Source organism: Microbispora sp. NPDC049125 (genome assembly GCF_040802045.1).
Taxonomy (GTDB): Bacteria; Actinomycetota; Actinomycetes; order Streptosporangiales; family Streptosporangiaceae; genus Microbispora.
In genome coordinates this window covers 458,375-477,102 of record NZ_JBEZDW010000001.1, presented here as the reverse complement: position 1 = coordinate 477,102, position 18,728 = coordinate 458,375, and the positions used below count along the sequence as shown (strand labels likewise).

At 65.9% G+C, this 18,728-nt stretch carries 22 protein-coding genes and 1 tRNA gene; 19 read left to right on the top strand and 4 right to left on the bottom strand.

What is annotated here, in order from left to right:
- Positions 1–154: 154 nt before the first annotated feature.
- Together AB0B72_RS02070 and AB0B72_RS02065 are read right to left on the bottom strand one after the other, a co-directional pair.
- Positions 155–1,243: an alanine racemase gene (locus AB0B72_RS02070; protein ID WP_367736404.1), complete on the bottom strand. Its 1,089-nt coding sequence runs from the start codon at positions 1,241–1,243 to the stop codon at positions 155–157.
- 39 nt (positions 1,244–1,282) lie between these two features.
- Positions 1,283–2,047, bottom strand: a complete 765-nt coding sequence (locus AB0B72_RS02065) for a GntR family transcriptional regulator (protein WP_367736403.1) — start codon at positions 2,045–2,047, stop codon at positions 1,283–1,285.
- A 369-nt stretch (positions 2,048–2,416) separates the two neighbouring features.
- Between AB0B72_RS02065 and AB0B72_RS02060 the strand changes: the two genes are divergently transcribed.
- From AB0B72_RS02060 to AB0B72_RS02035, 6 genes are all read left to right on the top strand, one after another.
- Positions 2,417–2,599 carry a hypothetical protein gene (locus AB0B72_RS02060; RefSeq protein ID WP_367736402.1) on the top strand — a complete coding sequence of 61 codons (183 nt, stop codon included), beginning with the start codon at positions 2,417–2,419 and terminating at the stop codon, positions 2,597–2,599.
- Between the two features lie 13 nt (positions 2,600–2,612).
- A complete protein-coding gene (locus AB0B72_RS02055) occupies positions 2,613–3,290 on the top strand; it encodes an NUDIX domain-containing protein (protein WP_367736401.1) in 678 nt (225 codons plus the stop codon).
- Between the two features lie 163 nt (positions 3,291–3,453).
- On the top strand, positions 3,454–3,738 hold the full coding sequence (locus AB0B72_RS02050; RefSeq protein WP_367736400.1) for a WhiB family transcriptional regulator: 285 nt from the start codon (positions 3,454–3,456) through the stop codon (positions 3,736–3,738).
- Complete coding sequence (locus tag AB0B72_RS02045; protein ID WP_367736399.1) at positions 3,738–4,310, top strand: hypothetical protein; 573 nt, start codon at positions 3,738–3,740, stop codon at positions 4,308–4,310. Before AB0B72_RS02050 ends, AB0B72_RS02045 begins: the two co-directional genes overlap by 1 nt.
- Positions 4,310–4,690 (top strand): RRQRL motif-containing zinc-binding protein, encoded by a 381-nt coding sequence (locus AB0B72_RS02040; protein ID WP_367736398.1) that lies wholly within the window; start codon positions 4,310–4,312, stop codon positions 4,688–4,690. Before AB0B72_RS02045 ends, AB0B72_RS02040 begins: the two co-directional genes overlap by 1 nt.
- 121 nt (positions 4,691–4,811) lie before the next feature.
- Positions 4,812–5,402: a hypothetical protein gene (locus AB0B72_RS02035; RefSeq protein WP_367736397.1), complete on the top strand. Its 591-nt coding sequence runs from the start codon at positions 4,812–4,814 to the stop codon at positions 5,400–5,402.
- Here AB0B72_RS02035 and AB0B72_RS02030 read toward each other — a convergent pair.
- A complete protein-coding gene (locus AB0B72_RS02030) occupies positions 5,342–6,412 on the bottom strand; it encodes a hypothetical protein (protein ID WP_367736396.1) in 1,071 nt (356 codons plus the stop codon). The genes AB0B72_RS02035 and AB0B72_RS02030 overlap by 61 nt on opposite strands.
- A 230-nt stretch (positions 6,413–6,642) precedes the next feature.
- On the opposite strand from AB0B72_RS02030, the gene AB0B72_RS02025 reads away from it, so the two are divergent.
- From AB0B72_RS02025 to AB0B72_RS01965, 13 genes are all read left to right on the top strand, one after another.
- Positions 6,643–7,596, top strand: coding sequence for a hypothetical protein (locus tag AB0B72_RS02025; protein ID WP_367736395.1), 954 nt, complete (start codon positions 6,643–6,645; stop codon positions 7,594–7,596).
- Positions 7,597–7,614: 18 nt separating this feature from the next.
- Positions 7,615–7,791: a hypothetical protein gene (locus AB0B72_RS02020; RefSeq protein ID WP_367736394.1), complete on the top strand. Its 177-nt coding sequence runs from the start codon at positions 7,615–7,617 to the stop codon at positions 7,789–7,791.
- The gene (locus AB0B72_RS02015; protein WP_367736393.1) at positions 7,788–8,252 is read left to right on the top strand and encodes a hypothetical protein; all 465 of its coding nucleotides are present in this window, start codon (positions 7,788–7,790) and stop codon (positions 8,250–8,252) included. Before AB0B72_RS02020 ends, AB0B72_RS02015 begins: the two co-directional genes overlap by 4 nt.
- Positions 8,249–10,516 (top strand): cell division protein FtsK, encoded by a 2,268-nt coding sequence (locus AB0B72_RS02010; protein WP_367736392.1) that lies wholly within the window; start codon positions 8,249–8,251, stop codon positions 10,514–10,516. The genes AB0B72_RS02015 and AB0B72_RS02010 overlap by 4 nt, the downstream gene beginning before the upstream one ends.
- 137 nt (positions 10,517–10,653) lie before the next feature.
- Entirely contained in the window at positions 10,654–10,869 is a 216-nt protein-coding gene (locus AB0B72_RS02005) for a hypothetical protein (RefSeq protein WP_367736391.1), read from the top strand.
- A gap of 26 nt (positions 10,870–10,895) precedes the next feature.
- A complete protein-coding gene (locus AB0B72_RS02000) occupies positions 10,896–11,195 on the top strand; it encodes a hypothetical protein (RefSeq protein WP_367736390.1) in 300 nt (99 codons plus the stop codon).
- A gap of 22 nt (positions 11,196–11,217) precedes the next feature.
- Positions 11,218–11,724 (top strand): single-stranded DNA-binding protein, encoded by a 507-nt coding sequence (locus tag AB0B72_RS01995; protein ID WP_367736389.1) that lies wholly within the window; start codon positions 11,218–11,220, stop codon positions 11,722–11,724.
- Positions 11,725–11,738: 14 nt separating this feature from the next.
- The gene (locus tag AB0B72_RS01990; protein ID WP_367736388.1) at positions 11,739–12,101 is read left to right on the top strand and encodes a hypothetical protein; all 363 of its coding nucleotides are present in this window, start codon (positions 11,739–11,741) and stop codon (positions 12,099–12,101) included.
- A 133-nt stretch (positions 12,102–12,234) separates the two neighbouring features.
- Positions 12,235–13,143 carry a bifunctional DNA primase/polymerase gene (locus AB0B72_RS01985; RefSeq protein WP_367736387.1) on the top strand — a complete coding sequence of 303 codons (909 nt, stop codon included), beginning with the start codon at positions 12,235–12,237 and terminating at the stop codon, positions 13,141–13,143.
- Between the two features lie 52 nt (positions 13,144–13,195).
- Positions 13,196–14,365, top strand: coding sequence for a DUF3631 domain-containing protein (locus AB0B72_RS01980; protein ID WP_367736386.1), 1,170 nt, complete (start codon positions 13,196–13,198; stop codon positions 14,363–14,365).
- 190 nt (positions 14,366–14,555) lie between these two features.
- Entirely contained in the window at positions 14,556–14,750 is a 195-nt protein-coding gene (locus AB0B72_RS01975) for a helix-turn-helix transcriptional regulator (protein WP_367736385.1), read from the top strand.
- Positions 14,751–14,764: 14 nt separating this feature from the next.
- A complete protein-coding gene (locus tag AB0B72_RS01970) occupies positions 14,765–16,162 on the top strand; it encodes a tyrosine-type recombinase/integrase (protein WP_367736384.1) in 1,398 nt (465 codons plus the stop codon).
- Positions 16,163–16,474: 312 nt separating this feature from the next.
- Complete coding sequence (locus AB0B72_RS01965; protein ID WP_367736383.1) at positions 16,475–18,259, top strand: DUF262 domain-containing protein; 1,785 nt, start codon at positions 16,475–16,477, stop codon at positions 18,257–18,259.
- A gap of 359 nt (positions 18,260–18,618) precedes the next feature.
- On the opposite strand, the gene AB0B72_RS01960 is transcribed toward AB0B72_RS01965, so the two are convergent.
- Positions 18,619–18,693, bottom strand: a tRNA-Arg gene (locus AB0B72_RS01960).
- Positions 18,694–18,728: the final 35 nt, after the last annotated feature.

Below are 18,728 nucleotides of genomic sequence, written 5' to 3'. Positions count from 1 at the left end.
AGGGCACTACCAGGGGCGCAAAGCAGCTCGTGGACGTCCATCACGAGGTAATCGACACCTGCCGCAGCGAGTCGGAGAGCCTTGCCGGGACAGTTGGCATATCTGATAGCCGTCATTCAACCCAACAAAGCAGCTGGATCCCTAATGCGGATTCTCAATCCGCGAGATAGTGGAACGCAGGCTTCGGGTGCATTAGGAAGTCATGGTGCGAGATGTTCCATGCGTAAGCCCCAGCCATCAAAAATTCGACCACGTCACCGGGCTTGAGGCTTACGGGCACATGTCGCGCCATGGTGTCCTTCGGCGTGCAGAGCTGACCGACGATCGTGGTCGGCTCGCCTGGCTCTTCTATGACCATGGGCTGACTGTGCCCCTTCGTCGCCGGCGTCCGGATGTGGTGGGTCCCGCCAGCGACTATCGCGAACAGTTCGCCATGCACGCGCTTCACGTCGATGACCCGCGTGACGTATCGGCCGCAGTAGACCGTCAGGGACCGGCCCGGCTCGATCCGCAACGTCTCGTCAGGACGCCGGAGATCGGCCAGCCCCTTGCCGTACGTCTTCCAGTCGAAGCGATCGTCTGGATCGGAGTAGGACACGGCCATTCCGCCCCCGAGGTTGATCTCGCTCACGCCAAGACCACGGGCGTAGTCGAGAATGGCGGCGGCCAGTTCAAGCATGGTCGGCGCGTCCAAGCCGCTGGCCAGATGGGCGTGGATGCCGCGCAGCCGTACCGCGTCCTGACCGGCCAGCATCTCGACGCACTCGGCAATGCCCGCAGGATCCATGCCGAACGGCGTGGCACCTCCTCCCATGGCCAGCGATGCGCCGGTAATCGGGATGTCGAGATTGACGCGCAGCAGCACGTCAGCGGACCGACCCGCCGCGAACAGGCGCCGGATCTCGTTGGGACTCTCGATGTGCAGCCGGTACACCTCGGAAAAGAGTTCGGCGTCGGTCTTCCCAGGGCCACCGAACGCGATGGTCGTATCAGGAAAGAGGCTGCGCACATGTGCGAGCTCTCCCGCGGACGCCACCTCGAAGCCATCGACGTAGGGCGAGATCACCTGCAACAGCTTTGGGTCGGGATTGGCCTTGACCGCGTAATGGACCTCGATGTCCCCGAGTGCCTCCCGGATGGCAGCCGTATGAGCGTCAAGGTCGGCTAGGTCGTACACGTAGGCGGGCAACTCGCCGCCATCGGCCAGTTCCATGGCCCGTACGCGCATCGGCACGGCTGTCATCGTCGTATCGTCTCCGTTCGGGTCGTCGCTGGCCGTAGATCAGGTGAGGGGGAAGGTGTTCTCAATCACGAGGTAGTGAGCGGGCGTGACGGTTGTCGTTACCTCCACAGCCTGCCCGCTCTCGGTCTTGCCGACATGGAAGATGTCGAGAACGGTCCGCTCCGGGCTGATCTCCAGGGCGTCGGCTTCGGCGTCCGTCGGGGGGCGTACCACGATGCGCTCAGTCGCCTCCGTCTGCGGGTAGCCGAGAACGGCTAGGGCCGACTTTACGCCGCCGTGGATAACCGGCCCCTCCTCCTCCAGAACCGTCCCGTCAGCGATGGACAGGGGGAACCATGAGGCGTTCAGCCGAACGGGGATGCCGGACGCCAGTAGGCGCCTGCGACGAACAAGGGCGTTCTCCTCACCGCGCGGCAGTCCAAGGGCGTCAGCAACATCGTCTGTCGGGGTAGCCCGCTCGACCGTGATCTCGTGGTGCGGTTCGAGCCCGATCGCCCGAACTTCCGCATCGAACGCACCTCGCGCTTGCCCGCTCTCGCGTGCCTCTCGCGAGTAGCGCGCCGGCGAGTGCAGCATCGGCGGAATGTAAGTGACCATGGTGCCCCTCCCTTGACGAGGGCGGATCATGCCCTCTGCCGCGAGTACCTGCATTGCTCTATTGACCAGGCTTCGGGAGGCGCCGTACCGCTCCGCAAGCGTGGGCTCGGGCGGCAGGACGGTGGCAGGCGGATAGACGCCCTTCACGATCTCCTCCCGGATCTGGGACGCGATCTGGCGGAACCCCAACTTGCTCGAATGGTTCATTTATCCCTCACTGTCCAATTCTCGGCCTTCCTTAAACATCAAACGTTTGATGTTTGTTGACACCCCTTCTGCTGGAGTGCAATATCGACCCATACGACAAACGTTTGACGTTTCGCCAGGCAGCATACCTGGTTCGTCAGACGGAGTCGAACGACCTCGCTCAGCCGGAAGACCTGGGAAGGCGGCGCAAGCCGCGCGCCGACGGGCTGGAGCGCACGCAGCTTCGAAAACTGAATCGGGCTACTGCCTCCCACCGAAAAGGCGGCCCGCGTAGGGAAACGGCCCTGCGCACCTCCCTCACGTGAGGGCTTCAACCCAAGGGCATGCAAGCTCACGCCCGATCCCTCTGACCTGCAAGGAGGTCATCCGATGGCCAGAAACGTCGTATCAGCCCCGACCAAACGAGGCGGCTGGCTGCCTCTCCTGGTGTTCGTCGCCGTGGTCGGCGCGATCGTCTATGGGATCAACGACCCGGTTGGCGCGGCACACGCAGTCAAGACCGCTTTCCATGCGCTGGTCACCTTCGCCGAAACGCTGGCCGCGGATAGCTAAGGAGTAGCGCATCATGACAAACGCTCTGATCGGCAAGGTAACGACGTTCACGCATCCCGACGTGCTGACCATCGGTGTGCGCGATGGTTGGGCTGACCCGGAGACGGACCCCGCCCGGATCGACTGGGAGCCCCGCCAGCGCGCCGCCGCGATCCCGTTCGAGGTGATCGACGGCCGTCCGGTCAACCCGTTCGCACCGACCGGCATCCGGTACGGCCGCAACGAGCTGGGTCACTGGGGAGAGCAGCTCGCCGCAGACGCCATCGTCACCACGACCGACGAGGACGGCCGGCGATGGCTGGTCATGGTCGAACGCGCGGACGGCCACGGCTGGGCCGTCCCCGGCGGCTACGTCGAACCCGGCGAGGACCCTGGCGCCGCGGCAGTCCGTGAGCTGGAAGAAGAGACCGGCCTCGCCCTGGCCGGTGCGTCCTGGAAGGGGCTCCCCGCGCGGTACGTGCCCGACCCGCGTGCCAGTGATGAGGCGTGGATAGTGACCGTGCCCGCCACGCTTCACCTGGGCGCCCTGCCGCGCACGGACTTCCCCATCCCCGAAGGGGCCGACGACGCCAAGTGCGCTGCATGGGTGCGGGCGGACAGCTACCCCGCCCTGGTCGCTCACCTGGCGGCCACCTACAGCGGGCGGGTGTTCGCCGCGCATGTGGCCATGCTGACCGATCTGCTCGGCTGACCAGTTCGGTAGCTGGTTCACCGCCTATAAGACGGGCGCGCTCCGGTGTGGTCAATCCGCCAAGACCAGCCCACACCAGGTGCGCGCCCGCTCGCCCCTACTCACCCATCAGATCAGAGAGGCAATCCCCATCATGTCCCATCGCCCCGCCCATCCCTCCCGTATGTCGCTGACCGACATCGAAGCGACCTGGCACGTCGACGGCGACGCTGTTGCCCCGGAGTGCGCCTATGACCCCGAGCTGCACACCGGCCCGCGCGACCGTATCGAGACCGCCGAGGAGCGCGCCGCCCGCGAGGCCGTCGCCCGCGAGGTCTGCGAGGACTGCCCGGCCCGGTTGTTCTGCACCACCTACACCCTGGCGGTTCGCCCCACGTCGGGCGTGTGGGCGGGCATGACCGCCGCCGACATAGCCGGCGAATCGGCTGGCCTACGGGTGGTGGCCTGATGAGTCACCACCAGTGCCCCAACGGCCTCTCCGCGGGCAGCTATCCGCATCTGAGGATGGCCGCCGCCGGCCGCCCGCTGGGCGAGGTGCCGGTGGAGTTTTTGCCGTCCAACCCGACCACCCGTCACGGTCTTAGCCGCCTGGTGCTGCGCCCCGGTGTGATCGACGACGCCGCTGATGAGTTCTTCGCGTGGGGGTACTGCTGGCTGTTGGCCGCGGCCCTGCATGAGGTCACCGGCTGGCCGTTCGGCCTCATCGAGCGGTGGCGCGAGGACGGTCAGGAGTGGGAGTGGACGCATGTGGGCGTCATCACCCCCGCCGGCCGGTTCCTGGACATCCGGGGATGCCACGACCGCGCCGTCCTGACCGCCGGCCTCACAGGCGCCTATGGGATGCCGACCCGGATTCGCACCGGAAGGTTTCCCGCCCTGCGGCAGGCCATGCGGATGGCTGAGGACACCCCGCCGGATTGGTGGTTGGGCGCGCTGACCGACCCCATCCTCACTGAGACCGTGCGCTACTTCGCCGCCCATCTGATCAACCAGGTGTGCCCGGCAACGGAGGTGGCGTGATGTCTCGTATCCGCGCCCGATTCTGGGACCCCGCCGGTAAGCGGTACGGCATCCCGACCTACCCGTGGCGGATGTCCCCGCCGCATCTGATGACGTTGCGGCAGCTCACCGCCGCAGGGCTGCGGCCCGGCGGGCAAGGCGTACAGGCCCAAGTCCTGTGGCGCTCACGCCGCTACGGCGCCCCCGGCGTCCGCGCCGCCTACCTGTACGACGTCCGGTTCGCCCTGCCCAAACGCACCGCGACTCCGCGGCAGCGTGACGCGCTGGCCAAGGCCAACGCCGCCCGCCGCACCTGCCCGGACTGCGGCCGTGACGCCGGCTACGTCCTGCCCCGCCACCTGGGCATCTGTCTGGACTGCGCTGGAGACTGCGCGGCATGAACGTCTGCACCGAGACTGTTATGCCGTTCCGGCGCCGCTGGCTCACCCGTCGTGTAGATCGAGGTGACGATTGGGCAACGGCCGGTGCATCATCCCGGAGGAGTGGGCAGGGTGGTGGGCCATGACGACCCGACCCGCTTCCCTTGTGCGCAGCCTCTCATCGGGCGTACTTGCTTCACTGGGGTGGCAGGGCTGCCAGGTGGTTACAGTACGCGCGCTCAGCACGCGGCGCCTGGTGGTGTGCGAGTTGGACGAAGGCGAGCATGCCAGGCGGCAGGAAGCAGGATTGGTACCCTCGGCCGATGCCCTGTTGCTGCACTGCCGGGCACACGTCGATCCCTCGTTTCTCGGGCGGCCGTCACCAGTGCGTATCCGCGGAGCCGTGACTATAGGAGGCTCATGGCGGTCCGCGCGGACGAACCTGGCAGGATTTGCCGCCTTCGGTGCCCGCGTGGCCGTCCTGCCCGCGGAGATCGCGTACCGGGATGCGGTGCGAGCCGAGGCCATCTATCACGGCTTTGGCCTGGTGACCACCGAAGAGCCTCATAAGGTGATCCAGGTCCCTGATGCGGACATCGGTATGGAGCGGACATGGGTCCACCGCCTGGTGGAGGAGATCGTCTATGACGCCGTACTGTCGCAGCAGACCACTCAACGCCAGGACTTGGGCAGCCAGGCGTTCATGAAAGCCGGCGAGTCCCACGTGAGGTGATACTCGTCTTGCATCCACAGGTACCAGCCCAGCGCGTCACTGATCGCCCGCTTCCATGACTCCGGCCCAGTGATCTGCTGGTGGAGATCATCCAGAATGCTGACGTTGTGGATAGCGAGGCTGAGATCCGTGCAGGTGACGAACCGATCCATGGTGCGGTTTCCGCATTCTGTGCACCAGCAGCGCCACAGATTCTCATCCAAATCCGCGTGAAGTTGAGCCCGAGCCCAGCCTTCGGCGATGCGTTCAACGTTCATGAACGTCATCAACCGCGGGACGATCGCATGCCGCGCCGGCGATGGTCTGAAGGGAGGACCTTTCTTGTCGGCCGGGTACAGATGCCGCAACGCGGAGGTAACTCCGACTGCCGCCCATGCCGCCCCGTAAGCGATCGCACCCAAACCAGAGATGTCGGTGCACAGCAGACTGACCGGTACCTGCGCCTGACTGAGTAGATTCTTAAGCCCAGTAACCGCCCTCTGGGTACTGAGTGGGTCACTAGCGTGCTCCAGGACGAGCGCCACCGGCACCTGATACTGATTCACCTCGCCGACTAACAGCTTCAGGCCGGGATCGGCAAGCCAGGTGATGTGTAGCGGGAGGACAGCGCACACATTGTCCCCAGCCCGTGTCGTCTGCTCCAGGATCGCGACTAGGGCTTCCTGATCGCCTTCTCCCACGTACCCGGAGTCGGTGAGCACGGTTGTCGTGCTCAGGGCGCGCTGACTCTCGATCCAGGAAGGATCGAACCTCGCTGTCCCGCGCAGTCGACCGCGCCCCGAGTAACGACGGCGATCCACCAGGACTGGTCGGGTCATCTTGTGAGTTCTCGTGGATGCGGCAGTTAGAGCGCTGGCCCCAGTCACCACGATCCCCCCGCTGTCATCGTCACCTACCGACCAGAAGTCTGTTGCCTGATCGGCAGGGACCTGCATGAGTAGCCGATTGTTCAAATTCAATCCGCCACGGTCACGGTCTTCGGACCGTTGGCTCGCATCAGTGGTGCTCATTGCGATCTGGCCCCTCCATCCCTCGCCTTGAGAAGGGAACATCTCGATCCTTTTCGACGGTGAACGCACACCCCCTATCAGTCAAGACAGAGTCAAATTCCGCGATGCCAGGGTCAATTCCTGAGGCGAAACGCATCGTGCGTGATTGACGTTTCCACCTCTCGCATGGGCTTGAGCATCGACACCTCAAGCGACATCACCATCGACCGATGCCCCCGACGGAGGCACCCATGAGCACCACATCTCCCATCCCGGAGCCGACACCAGAAGACATCTCGCGAGGTCTGGCCGAGATCGAACGCCACCTGTCCGCACAACCCCCGCCCGCACCGCCGTCCCCAGCCGACAGGGATACCAAGCGTGTCCAGCGCTTACGCGCCGAGGTGACCGAGGCGCGGCTACTGCGCGACCTTCAAGCCGACGAGACGCCGCTGATGCTGGACACGGCCAAGGTCCGCCGTCACCGGAAGGCCGCGCACGAGGCCGCTCGGCTGCACGAGCTGGCCCAAGACCCCGCGATGCGCGCCTGGCAGGCCGCGAGGATGCGCCGCGTCCTGGTCACCGCCGCCATGGTGTCGCTGGCGCTCGCGCTCGGTTGGTCTACCGCGGGCGTGCAGTCCTTCGCCGCCGCCGGCGCCCCGGCCGGGTCCCCGGGCTGGCTGTTCGCGTGGCTGGTCGAGCCGTTCATGAGCCTCGCGCTCTTGGTTGTCGTCGGCGCCCGCGCCTACTTGGGCACGCGCGGCACCCCGCTCAACGATCCCAAGCTGGTCCGGATCGAATGGCTGTTCCTGGGGCTGACGCTCGGCATGAACGCCTGGCCGCACCTGCCGTGGGCGCTCCCGGCGGGGGAGGACTTCTCCTTCTCCCGGCTGGTGCTGCACATCTTGGGACCGGTCGTCGCGGTGGCCGTGGTGACCGCCCTGCCGATCATCTTGGCCGCGTTCACCGCCCTGGATCACGGGCGCGGGGAACGGCTTACCGGCCTTACGTACGGCGCAAACACCCACGATCCGGTAAGAACCGCGGGGCCGAACGTGCCCGCTTTGATCGAGCGTGCCCGCGCCTTGATCGCCTCCGGGGACCTGCCCGCCGCCCCGTCCGCCTACCGGCTTCAGCGGGTGCTCGGCTGCGGCATGAACGACGCCCGCGACGTCCGCGACGCCCTCAACCCTCCCACCAAGTAGGCCAAGGAGCCGCCCGCCATGTTCCCCTTCGCCCTCATCGCCAGCCTCGCCTGCCTGGCCGTCCCGGTGTCCACCGGCATCCGCATGCTCCTCACCCGCCGGCGCACCGTCGCCCAGATCCACGCGGCCATGTCCGAGCACCGGCGCACCTGCTGCGGACACCGCGCCGACCAGCACACCGAGGTGACCTCATGACCACGCCCGTCCCCGACCTGCTGCCCAGCGACGACTTCGACGCCACCAATCCCAGCGACTTGGCGGCCCTCGCCACCCTGACCGGCCAGCCGACCGGCGTCGGCGACCACACCCCCGAGGATCTACTCCTCACCCTGCGCGCTGTCCACGCCGAGATGCTGCGCCGCAAGAACAGCCACCGGCTTTTGACGCTCGACCTCACCGACCTGCACCAGGCCGAAGCCCTGTTCGCCGACCCCGGACCGGTCGGCACCGAGGCCCGGCTGTTGGGCCGCCGCATCACCTCCGAGGGCTGGGTGGTCGGTGTGCTCGTGGTCGCCGACTACGGCCCCAATGAACTGCCCGACGACGACACCGACAGCGACAGCGACGACACGCAGGACGCGGCCCCATCCGCCAAGACAACGGCCGCGCCCTGCCACCCGCGCCACATCAGCGAGCACGAGGTGACTTCATCATGACGCACATCCCCTACGACTCCAGCGACCCGGCCGGCCTACCGCCGGAGCATCCCAACCCTGGAGGGGACGACGGGAGGGGCGCGGACGTCGTCCACCTGGATACCGCCCGCGCCGGCCGCCACCCCTCGCCCGCCTCGACCCTCCCCGCCGCAGATGAGGCCACGACCGCCATGCCGGCGACCGCGGACGCGCCGCCCCTGGACGGTCGCATCGTTCGCGTCGACCAGCCGGGAGCCGAGCGGCGCGACTGGCTGAGCGAGCTGGAGGACAAGGCGCGATCCCGCCGGCCGATCGTGCCGCTGTGGCTGCGCTCCCGCACCGATGCCCTGGCGACCCTGCGATGGATCGCACGGCATAGCGCGTATGTGGCCGGTTTCCAGCTCACTCGCGCCCCGCTGTACGCCGGCAGGTTGGCCGTCCGCTCGCCCCGCGGCTTTGCCCGCGTCGCCGGCGGTTTCGTCAAGTGGGTCTTTGACCTGGAAGGGGAGCCGGTACGGCTGGCCACGGTCCGCAAGGCCGACCCCGAGGCGTACCTGAAGGTTTCCCGGCAGCGGGATGCCCGCGTACGGCTGCGCGTCCCGATCACCCTGGTCGTGCTGGTCACGCTGCTGATCGCATCCATCATCGTGGCCAACGCCCCGGCCGTCGCCCAATGGGTCGCGCTGGCCGTCGCCCTGGGGGTGCTGGGCGTCATCGGCAAGCCGGCCGACCGGCCGCTGATCGAGCGTGCGGTGGTCGCCTCCCAGGTGGAGAAGTTGACCAGCGACATCGTGATCCGCGCCCTGACGGTGCTGGGCATCGCTGGCATCACCCAGGCCATGTCCAAGAGCCCCAAGGATGCCATCCGGTTCGTTGCCCCGATCACCCGCGACGGTCCCGGCTGGCGCGCCGACATCGACTTGCCGTACGGCGTGACCGTCACCGACGTGATGGACAAGCGCGACCGCATGGCGTCCGCGCTGCGCCGCCCGCTGGGCTGCATCTGGCCCGAAGGCGACAGCACGATCCACGAGGGACGGCTGATCCTCTGGGTGGGGGACAAGGACCTGTCCAAGACCGTCGTCAAGTCGCCCCTGACCAAGGCCAGCGGCCACGATGTGTTCAAGGGCATCCCGTTCGGGACCGACCCCCGCGGTAGGGCGATCACCGTGCCCGTCATCGAGCACAACATCCTCATCGGCTCCCAGCCCGGCCAGGGCAAGACCGCCTCAGTGCGGGTACTCGCCTCCGGTGCCGCCCTCGATCCCACGGTGGAGCTGTGGATTCAAGAGCTCAAGGGCACCGGCGACCTTGACCCGCTGGAGCCGGTCTGCCACCGGTATGTGTCCGGGATCGAGGATGAGGCGATCGGCTACGCCGCCGATTCGCTGACGCTGCTGCGTAAGGAGGTGATGCGCCGCGCCGGCGCGCTGAAGGCCCTTCCCGCTGACCTGTGCCCGGACCGGAAGGTCACCCGTCAAATCGCCGACAAGCGCACCCTTGGCCTGCACCCGCTGGTGTGCATCATCGACGAGTGCCAGAACCTGTTCGCGCACCCCGAGTTCGGCGACAAGGCCGGCGATGATGCCGAGTTCATCATCAAGCTCGGACGCGCCCTGGGTGTGATCCTCATCCTGGCCACCCAGCGCCCGGACAAAGACAGCCTGCCCACCGGGATCAGCGCGAACGTGTCCATCCGGTTCTGTCTGCGGGTCGCCGGCCAGCTCGAAAACGACATGATCCTGGGCACGTCGGCCTACAAGAACGGCATCCGCGCCACCGTGTTCCAGCCCAAGGTAGACGCCGGTATCGGCTACCTGGTCGGGGCCACCCCGATGCCAAAGGTGGTCCGCACGGCCTACCTCGACACCCCCGCCACCCAGCGCATCGCCGACCGCGCCCGCGCCCTGCGGGAGACCGCCGGCATGCTGTCCGGACACGCCGCCGGCGAGCGCCCCGAGCAGATCACCCCCGCCTACGACCTGCTCGCCGACATCGCCGCGGTGGTCCCCACCTCCGAAGCCAAGGTGTGGAACGAGACGGTCGTAGACCGGCTGGCCGAGCTGCGCCCCGAGGTCTACGGGCCATGGGCCGAGCTGGAAGGCGGCGCCAAGACCGGACAACTCACGACCGCGCTCAAGCCCTACGGCATCAAGACGGGTCAGGTCTGGGGCACCCCGGAGAGCGGCGGCAAGGGCGCCAACCGCATCGGCATCGCCCGCGCGGACATCATCACCGCCATCACCGAGCGTGACAAGCGGAAGGGAACCGAGGCCGCTTCATAGCCCCGGATCACCTCTAGACCTAGAGGCCGCACCCTCTAGGTCTAGAGGCCCCGCTAGAGCCTTACTCGCCGATCTACCAGCGACCTAGCGCCTAGAGCGCCACTTGCGAAAACCCCGGAACCGGCCCTGGAGGCCCTGTGGCAATCGCCATCGCCCTGCTAGTCGTCTGCCTACCCATCATCACTCTGTGTTACATCGGTCGGTGTCTCGTCTCCCCCTGGGGGACCTGCGTCCAGTGCCGGCCCGGCGGCACGAACCGCACCTGCCGCGCCTGCAACGGCACCGGGATGCGCCCCCGCATCGGCTGGCAGCTCTACACCTACGCCCGCCGCCTCCGCGACGGCACCCGCTGACCGCCTCCCCGAAAGGAACCCCCGGCATGCGCAAGATCCAGTCCATCTACGCCGTCACGCCCGGAAGCCTGTGGGCCGACCGGTCCGCCCAAGGCCGAACCGTCCTGATCACCGCGATCGACGGCCGGCACGCCATCTGCACCACCCTGACTAACTCCTACGACGTCCAGCGCATCGTGAACAACCCCTCGCTCGGCAACGCCCGCGACATGCGCGGCACCACCCACCGCATCCACCTGGACCGGTTCCGCCCCACCCACAACGGCTTTGAGTTCGTGACCGCGACCGCCCATCACCTGTCCGCCCTGCTGTCCGGCACCCGCTGACCCCCGGAAAGGAAGGCCACCCATGTCCGGCGAGACCACGATCACCATCATCGGCAACCTGACCGCAGACCCCGAACTCCGCTACACCGGCACCGGAACCGCCGTGGCCGGGTTCACCATCGCCAACAGTTCCCGCACCTACAACAAGCGGCTGGAGCAGTGGGAAGACGGCGAAGCGCTGTTCCTGCGCTGTAGCGCGTGGCGCGACCTCGCCGAGCACGTGTGCGAGTCCTTGACCCGCGGCACCCACGTCATCGCCTCTGGCCGGCTGCGCATGCGCACCTACGACACCGCCGAGGGCGAACGCCGCACCGTCTATGAGATGACCGTGGACGAGATCGGCCCGTCCCTGCGCTTCGCCACCGCCGAGGTGAAGAAGACCAGCCGCACCCGCACCGACGCCGCCAGCGGCGGCAACAGCGGTGGCAACAGCGGGGCGGAGGCCGACCCCTGGCACACCGGCGCCCCCGCCTCGACCGGCACGCCCGGCGGCGCCGGCGGCTGGGATGGCGACGAGCCGCCGTTCTAACCAGGGGTTGACCGATGGACCCCGAAGGCATCGTGACCTACCGCGGCGAGCGCTACCGGCTACACCAGGGGCGGCGCATCGTCCTCATTTGGGGAAAGCCCGCCCGGCCCATGCTGCGCCACCGCACCGGCTGCGTCCTGTGCTGCACCGTACGGGTCACCGCCGGCCCCGGCTCATCGCCCCGCCACCCGCCCGGCTGCACCAACTGTGTCCGCTACCGCGGCCCTCGCCCCGACCCGTGCCGCTACTGCCACGAGACCGCCCACTTCCGCGACGACGACGGCCAACCGGTGCACAAGGTGTGCCACGAACAGGCGATCACCGCCGCCGTACTCGCCGACCTCGCCACCGCCGGCAGGGACCACCTTGCCGCCTGACCACAACCGCCCCCCGCTTGGTGGCCTACCGACCCGCCCGACAAAAGCCACCAAGTGGGGGACGGTCCCCCCTCTGACCGCTTCCGCCTCCCCGTCACCCGCCCGCACGGGCACCGACCGGAACGGAGCACGCATGTCTCGTGAGCTGATCGCCGCGGCGCTGGAGGCCGCCGACCGCGGCTGGCGCGTCTTCCCCCTCACCCCCCGCGGCAAGTACCCGCTCCGCAACTTCACCGCCTGGGAACAGCACGCCACCACCGACCCCGACCGCATCCGCCGATGCTGGGCGCGACAGCCGTACAACATCGGCATTGCCTGCGGCCCCTCCCGCCTGGTGGTGATCGACCTCGACCAGCCCAAGCCCGGCCAGACCCCACCCCCGCGGTGGGATCTACCCGGCGTCAACGACGGCGCCGACGTCCTTGCCGTCCTGTGCGAGCACGCAGGCCAACCGTTACCGTTCGACACCTTCACTGTCACCACCCGCCGCGGCGGCCGGCACCTGTACTTCACCGCCCCGCACGGCGCCACGCTCGGCAACACCTCCGGCGACAAAGGCAACGGTCTGGGCTGGCTGATCGACACCCGCGCCCGCGGCGGCTACGTCGTCGGCCCCGGCAGCTACGTGGCCCTACGCGACGGCGCCGGTGCCTACACCGTCACCAAACCGACCCCGCCGGCGCCGCTGCCTGCCTGGCTCGCCGAACGACTCACCGCACCCCCGCCCACGCCGGCGAGCACGACCCCGCCCGTCGCCCTTGACCGCCTCGACCGTGCCCGGCTGTCCCGCTATGGGCACGCCGCCCTGACCGGCGAAGTCGAGCGCGTCGCCGGCGCCCCCCGCGGCACCCGTAACCGCGCTCTCAACCTCGCCGCATGGAAGCTCGGCAAGCTGATCGCCCGCGGCGTGCTGCCCCGCGAGGTAGTCGAGCACGCCCTCCACGGCGCCGCCGAGGCCGCCAACGCCCAAGGCGACCCCAACAGCCCCCGCGAGATCGCCGCTGTCATCACCGCGGGGATCACCGCTGGCATGCGCACCTGATCACGTCGCATCCCACCCCCTCGCGCACATCACCACCCGGAGGGACACGACCATGACCCGCCCCACCCAACCACCACCACCCACCGGCGCCGCACTGCTCGACCAGCTACACGCCGCCCTGGCCCGATACGTGATCCTGCCGACCCCCGAGTCCGCCGACGCCGTCGCACTGTGGATCGCCGCCACCCACGCCCAACCCGCCTGGGCACACGCCGCCCGCCTGGTCATCCGCGCCCCCGAAAAGCGCTGCGGCAAATCCCGGCTCCTCGACGTCGTGGAGGCCACCTGCCACGAGCCGTTCATCACCGTCAACTCCTCACCCGCCGCGGTCTACCGCTCCATCACCGACGACCCGCCCACCCTGCTGGTCGATGAGGCCGACACCATCTTCGGCCCCAAAGCAGACGGCAATGAGGACCTGCGCGGACTGCTGAACGCCGGCCACCAGCGCAACCGCCCCGCCAAGCGCTACGACGCCGCCGCCAACCGCGTGGAATCCATCCCCACCTTCGCCATGGCCGCACTCGCCGGCATCGGCGCCATGCCCGACACCATCGAAGACCGCGCCGTCGTCATCCGCATGCGCCGCCGCGGCCCCGGCGAAACCGTCGCCCCCTACCGGCACAAACGTGACCGCCCACCCCTGCGCCACCTCGCCGGCGACCTCGCCGCCTGGTTGCGCGCCGACCTGCCCACCCTGGAGAAAGCCGAACCCGTCATGCCGCTGGAAGACCGCGCCGCCGACACCTGGGAACCCCTCATGGCCGTCGCCGACCACGCCGGCGCCCACTGGCCAGAACGCGCCCGCATCGCCGCCCTCGCCCTGACCGCCGAAGCCGACGACAACGACCAGACCTCGACCCGCATCCGGCTCCTCGCCGACTGCCGTACCGCGTTCGGCGCCGATACCGCTCTGCCTACCGCCGTCCTGCTGGAACGGCTCAAGGTCGACCCCGAAAGCGGCTGGGCCGACTTCGGACCCGCCGGCCTGACCCCGATGAAGCTCGGCACGATTCTGCGCGAGTACGACATCCGCCCGGCCACGATCCGATTCCCCGGCGGGCAGGCCAAGGGCTACCACCGCGGCGACTTCGCCGACGCCTGGCAGCGCTACTGCCCCACCGCCGACTCCCTCCCGCAGGCCGCTGTGGTCCCGATCGAGAGGGGAAGCCGTACCAGCCGTACCAGCCTCAATTCCGCAGGTCACAGCGGTACGGCTTGAAACCCTGGTACGGCTCAAGCCGTACCACGAAAAAAGCCGTACCAGCCCTGACCAGCAAAAACGAGGCTGGTACGGCTGGTACGGCTCACCCCCTCAAACGTGCACGCCCACCTGTCCACGCGGCCTCGTGACAGCCGCGCCCCGAGGCCGCAAGCGCACCGATCCATCACGCCGAAAGGCAGCTTCGACCATGACCATGCGCACCAAGAACATGCTCTCCATCGCCGAAGTGCTCGACGAGATCGACGTGCCGAAGTCCACCTTCTACCGCTGGCTACAGACCGGCCGCGGTCCCAAGTCCATAAAGTTCCCCAACGGGAAGGTTCGCATCCGGCGCGCCGACCTCGACGCCTGGATTTCCGCGTTCGAACGCGACGCCGCATGACGAAAGGCCAACGCATGCTGACTCATGATGTCGTAATCTGGGCTATCCGCAATCGCAAAGGCCGCGCCAAGCCGTACGAGCTTCGATGGAAGGTTGCGACCGAGTCCAAGTCCAAGTCCTTTCTCACGAAGGCTCTCGCCGACAGCTTCCGCGCCGATCTCCTGAAAGCAGCACAGAGAGGCGAGCTGTTCGACACGGACACTGGCTTTCCTAAGTCCATGCTGCCGAGCGAACCAGAGAAGCCTAAAAAGAGCTACTTCGAGTTCGCGCGTGAGTACGTGGAGATGCGATGGCCTTCCGCCGCCGCGAAGACCCGAGAGAGCATCGTGGACAGCTTGACTGTAGCTGCATTCGCGATGCTCGATGGTGAATCGGCTGACTTGCCGCGAAAGGAAGTTCGTGCCGCGCTGCAATGGACGCTCATTCCTCACAGCGATGATGACGCCGTACCGACTGGCCTCGACAAGGCCATCCAGGTTCTCCATGAGGGCACTCTTCCACTGGCAGACATGGCAGATCCGATCGTGGCCCGGCGGGTTGCCGAGGCGCTCACGCTCACCCTCGATCAGCGGCCGGCCGCCGCGGAGACTGCCGGCCGCCGCCGCCGAGGCCTGAATACGGCCTTGGAATATGCGGTTGACCTCGGCGAGCTGGCCGAGAATCCGCTCAAGCGCGTCAAGCGAAAGCACATCGCGAAAGATGACTCCGTTGACCGTCGTGTTGTCGTCAATCCAAAGCAAGCCCGCGAATTACTTACTGCGGTCTCCTATGTCGGAAGCTGGCGCCGCGCCCGGGGCCGCCGACTGATTGCCTTCTACGCCACCCTCTATTTCGCCGGCCTGCGGCCTGCGGAAGCGGTTGGGCTTCGTCTGAATGACTGTTACCTGCCCAAGGAAGGGTGGGGACTGCTCACACTGGCCAAGACCCGCCCGAGCAGCGGAAAGCAGTGGACCGACGCGGGAACCGTTCACGATGAGCGCGGCCTGAAGCAACGCGACGCCCGCGCCGTCCGCGAGGTGCCCATCCCGCCCGAACTGGTTGCCTACCTCCGCGCCCACATCGAGGAGTTCGGTACCGCCTCCGATGGACGACTCTTTCGTAACGAGCGCGGCGGCATCCTGGGCGCGTCCACCTACTCACGAGCGTGGGAGCAAGCGCGACGGCTGGCCCTCCCCCCGCAACAGGCCGCCTCTCCACTGGCCGGCCGCCCATACGACCTCCGCCACGCCGCCCTGTCCACATGGCTAAATGCGGGAATTGATGCCACCGAAGTAGCCGCCCGCGCCGGCAACAGTGTCGAAGTCCTTCTCAGGCGGTACGCAAAGTGCCTCGATGGCCGGCATCATGAGATCAATCAACGCATCGAAGCAGCACTACAGCCCGACAGAAACTTCGGCGGAGAAGCGTTGTGAATAGGGACTACATGCGCTGATCGTCGAATTCCACGCAGTCTGGTTATACAACACTCCAATTTCGTGGACACGAGCACTACCCGCGGGTTATGGAATCCGACGTCGCGGGAACCACACCTATAGGTTTCCCGGAGACCCTCTTCTCAACCAGGTCGAGAGAGGGCGAGCCCGACAAGTCACACATCAAGCCCGGCGACCTCACAGGGCGCGCGGCCTCTTGCTGCCGCCCTGTCACGCCACTCTCTCTTACAGCATCATTGAGTGACGTCGCGACCCGGATGTATGCTTGCCATCCCGTCGAAAGGACAAATTATGGCCATCATCAAGCACGCCGCCCGCCAGACCCTAGGGCAACTAATTGGGGCAAATAACCCGGTTGTAACGGTTCCGGATGACAGTCAACGCCAATACGCATGGACCAAGAAGGAAGTGGATACCTTCTGGACCGATGTCGAGAAGTTCTCAAAGTCGCGAGCAACTGGAGGTGAGGCTTCTTCGGAATACTTTATTGGCCCAATCGTCACGATCACTGACGAGCAGGTCAAAACCAGGGCACTACTAGATGGCCAGCAGCGCTTGACGACCTCAACCATTCTCCTATCAGCCCTGCGAGACGCACTATGGGCAATCGGAACAGCGGAATCCAGAGTCCAAGCAACGAATCTCCAGCGCGACTACATCGCGAGAAAGGCCAGTCGCCGTCAGCCTATGGAATATTTTCTAACCCTATCAAGATTCGACAAAGATTTTTTTCGAGACTACATCCAGAATTGGGACGAAACCCAAGGGCAACCCGAAAGAGTAGAGAAGCCTATAAATCCGTCACATCAACTCATCATCCAAGCGCGGTCTAATTTTGACCTCAAGATAGCCCAAAAACTCTCCGAAATGGATCACATTGAAGACCAACTTGACTGGGTTGAGGACTTCTCTAACTGTTTAATTGATGGACTCGTATTCGTCGAGATACAGACTCCGACATCCAGTGATGCAAACGAGGTGTTCGAAACCATAAACTCCCGCGGCAAAGATCTGTCGACGGTGGATCTCGTGAGAAACTTCCTTATGGAAAAAAGTCTGGACTCGGACGAAAAAGATCGCGTAAATCAAACCTGGGACTTCCTCCTGCAAGGCTTCGACAAGCGGGAGGAAATCGAGCGTTTCTTGCGCCACTCATGGGTTGCCCGACATGGCGATGTTAAAACTCACAGCCTATACACAACAATTAGAACCAACCTAGAAAAGAGGTTCGAGAAGAAAGTTCAAGCATATTCTGTCCGAAGCTTCGCCGCCGAACTGCGGTCCGACTCAGAGCGTTACATGGACCTGATCGCCGGTACGACAGGCCACGTAGGCATGGATTCGTACTTGGCAGAAGTGAAGGCCCTAAGCGCCGACGCACTATACCCACTCCTTCTCGCAGCTTCCGAAGATAACGAGTACGGAGATCTACAGCAGCTAGCACAAGTCGCTCTGAGCTATTACGTACGGTGGACTCTAGTCGGCCGGCGGGAGTCTACCATTCTTGAGGAGGTCATATTTGAGGCAGCAAAGGAGCTTTCCAGTGGATCCCGGGTGGAGTCCGCCGTATCGCGCATCAGTGACGCCCTTCCGGACGATGACGCCTTCCAGACAGACTTCGGAAACGTGTCCATATCAAAGAGTTTTCAGGCTCGCTATTTGCTAACAAAGATCGAACAGTTCATGCGAAAAAAGGAGGGCGTTGATGAAGTGGAGGTTGCTGGAAGCAAGGTTGTGCACGTTGAGCACATCTATCCCCAAAACCCTCCGCCCGATTGGATTCTCAAAGATCAGCCCGGCGACCGACCAGGGGAGCAGCACAATAGGTGGGCAGCACGCCTAGGCAACCAGACTTTGCTGCATGGAAAAAAGAATCAAACAGCTTCCAATCGCCCATATCCTGAGAAGAGTCATCTCTACGAAGAGTCGCTACTATTGGTGACAAGGTCAACTGAAATTCGAAGGGTATGGGAGCCATCGGCAAACTTTTGGCGCCCCGAAGGGATTCGGGAACGTCAAGCACTCTTGGCTGAATTGGCCGTGAAGATCTGGCCAAACGGCGACTCGTTCAGCTAAAACTTGGCACCGCAGACTCTGGGCGCCTTGACTACCCGCGGCCCATGCCTCGCTGATGGAAGCCGGCAAGACCTGGGCATGCAAGCATGTCCACCTGGCTGACGATGACAGACAGGTGAGTGGCAGCGCGTGCGGCAGCAGCGGGGAAGTTCTCCGCACGGCTATCTCACGTGTGAGCGGCTGGCAAGAGGCTGGACAACCGGCGGATGAGGTAGTCCTAGGGGGGCTGGAGACCTGGCCCACAACTGGCCCACAACTCGCGAGCATCAATGAGAACGGGCGGGACTCCGTGAGACTGGAGACCCGCCCGTTCCTGTGCTGTTCGCCCTGGTCAGCGGCTGGATCCGCTGGTCAAGGTCTGGTGCCCCCTGCAAGATTCGAACTTGCGCTCCCGGCTCCGGAGGCCGGTGCTCTATCCCCTGAGCTAAGGGGGCTCAACCGGAAACTAGGCTACCAGGACTTGAAGGCC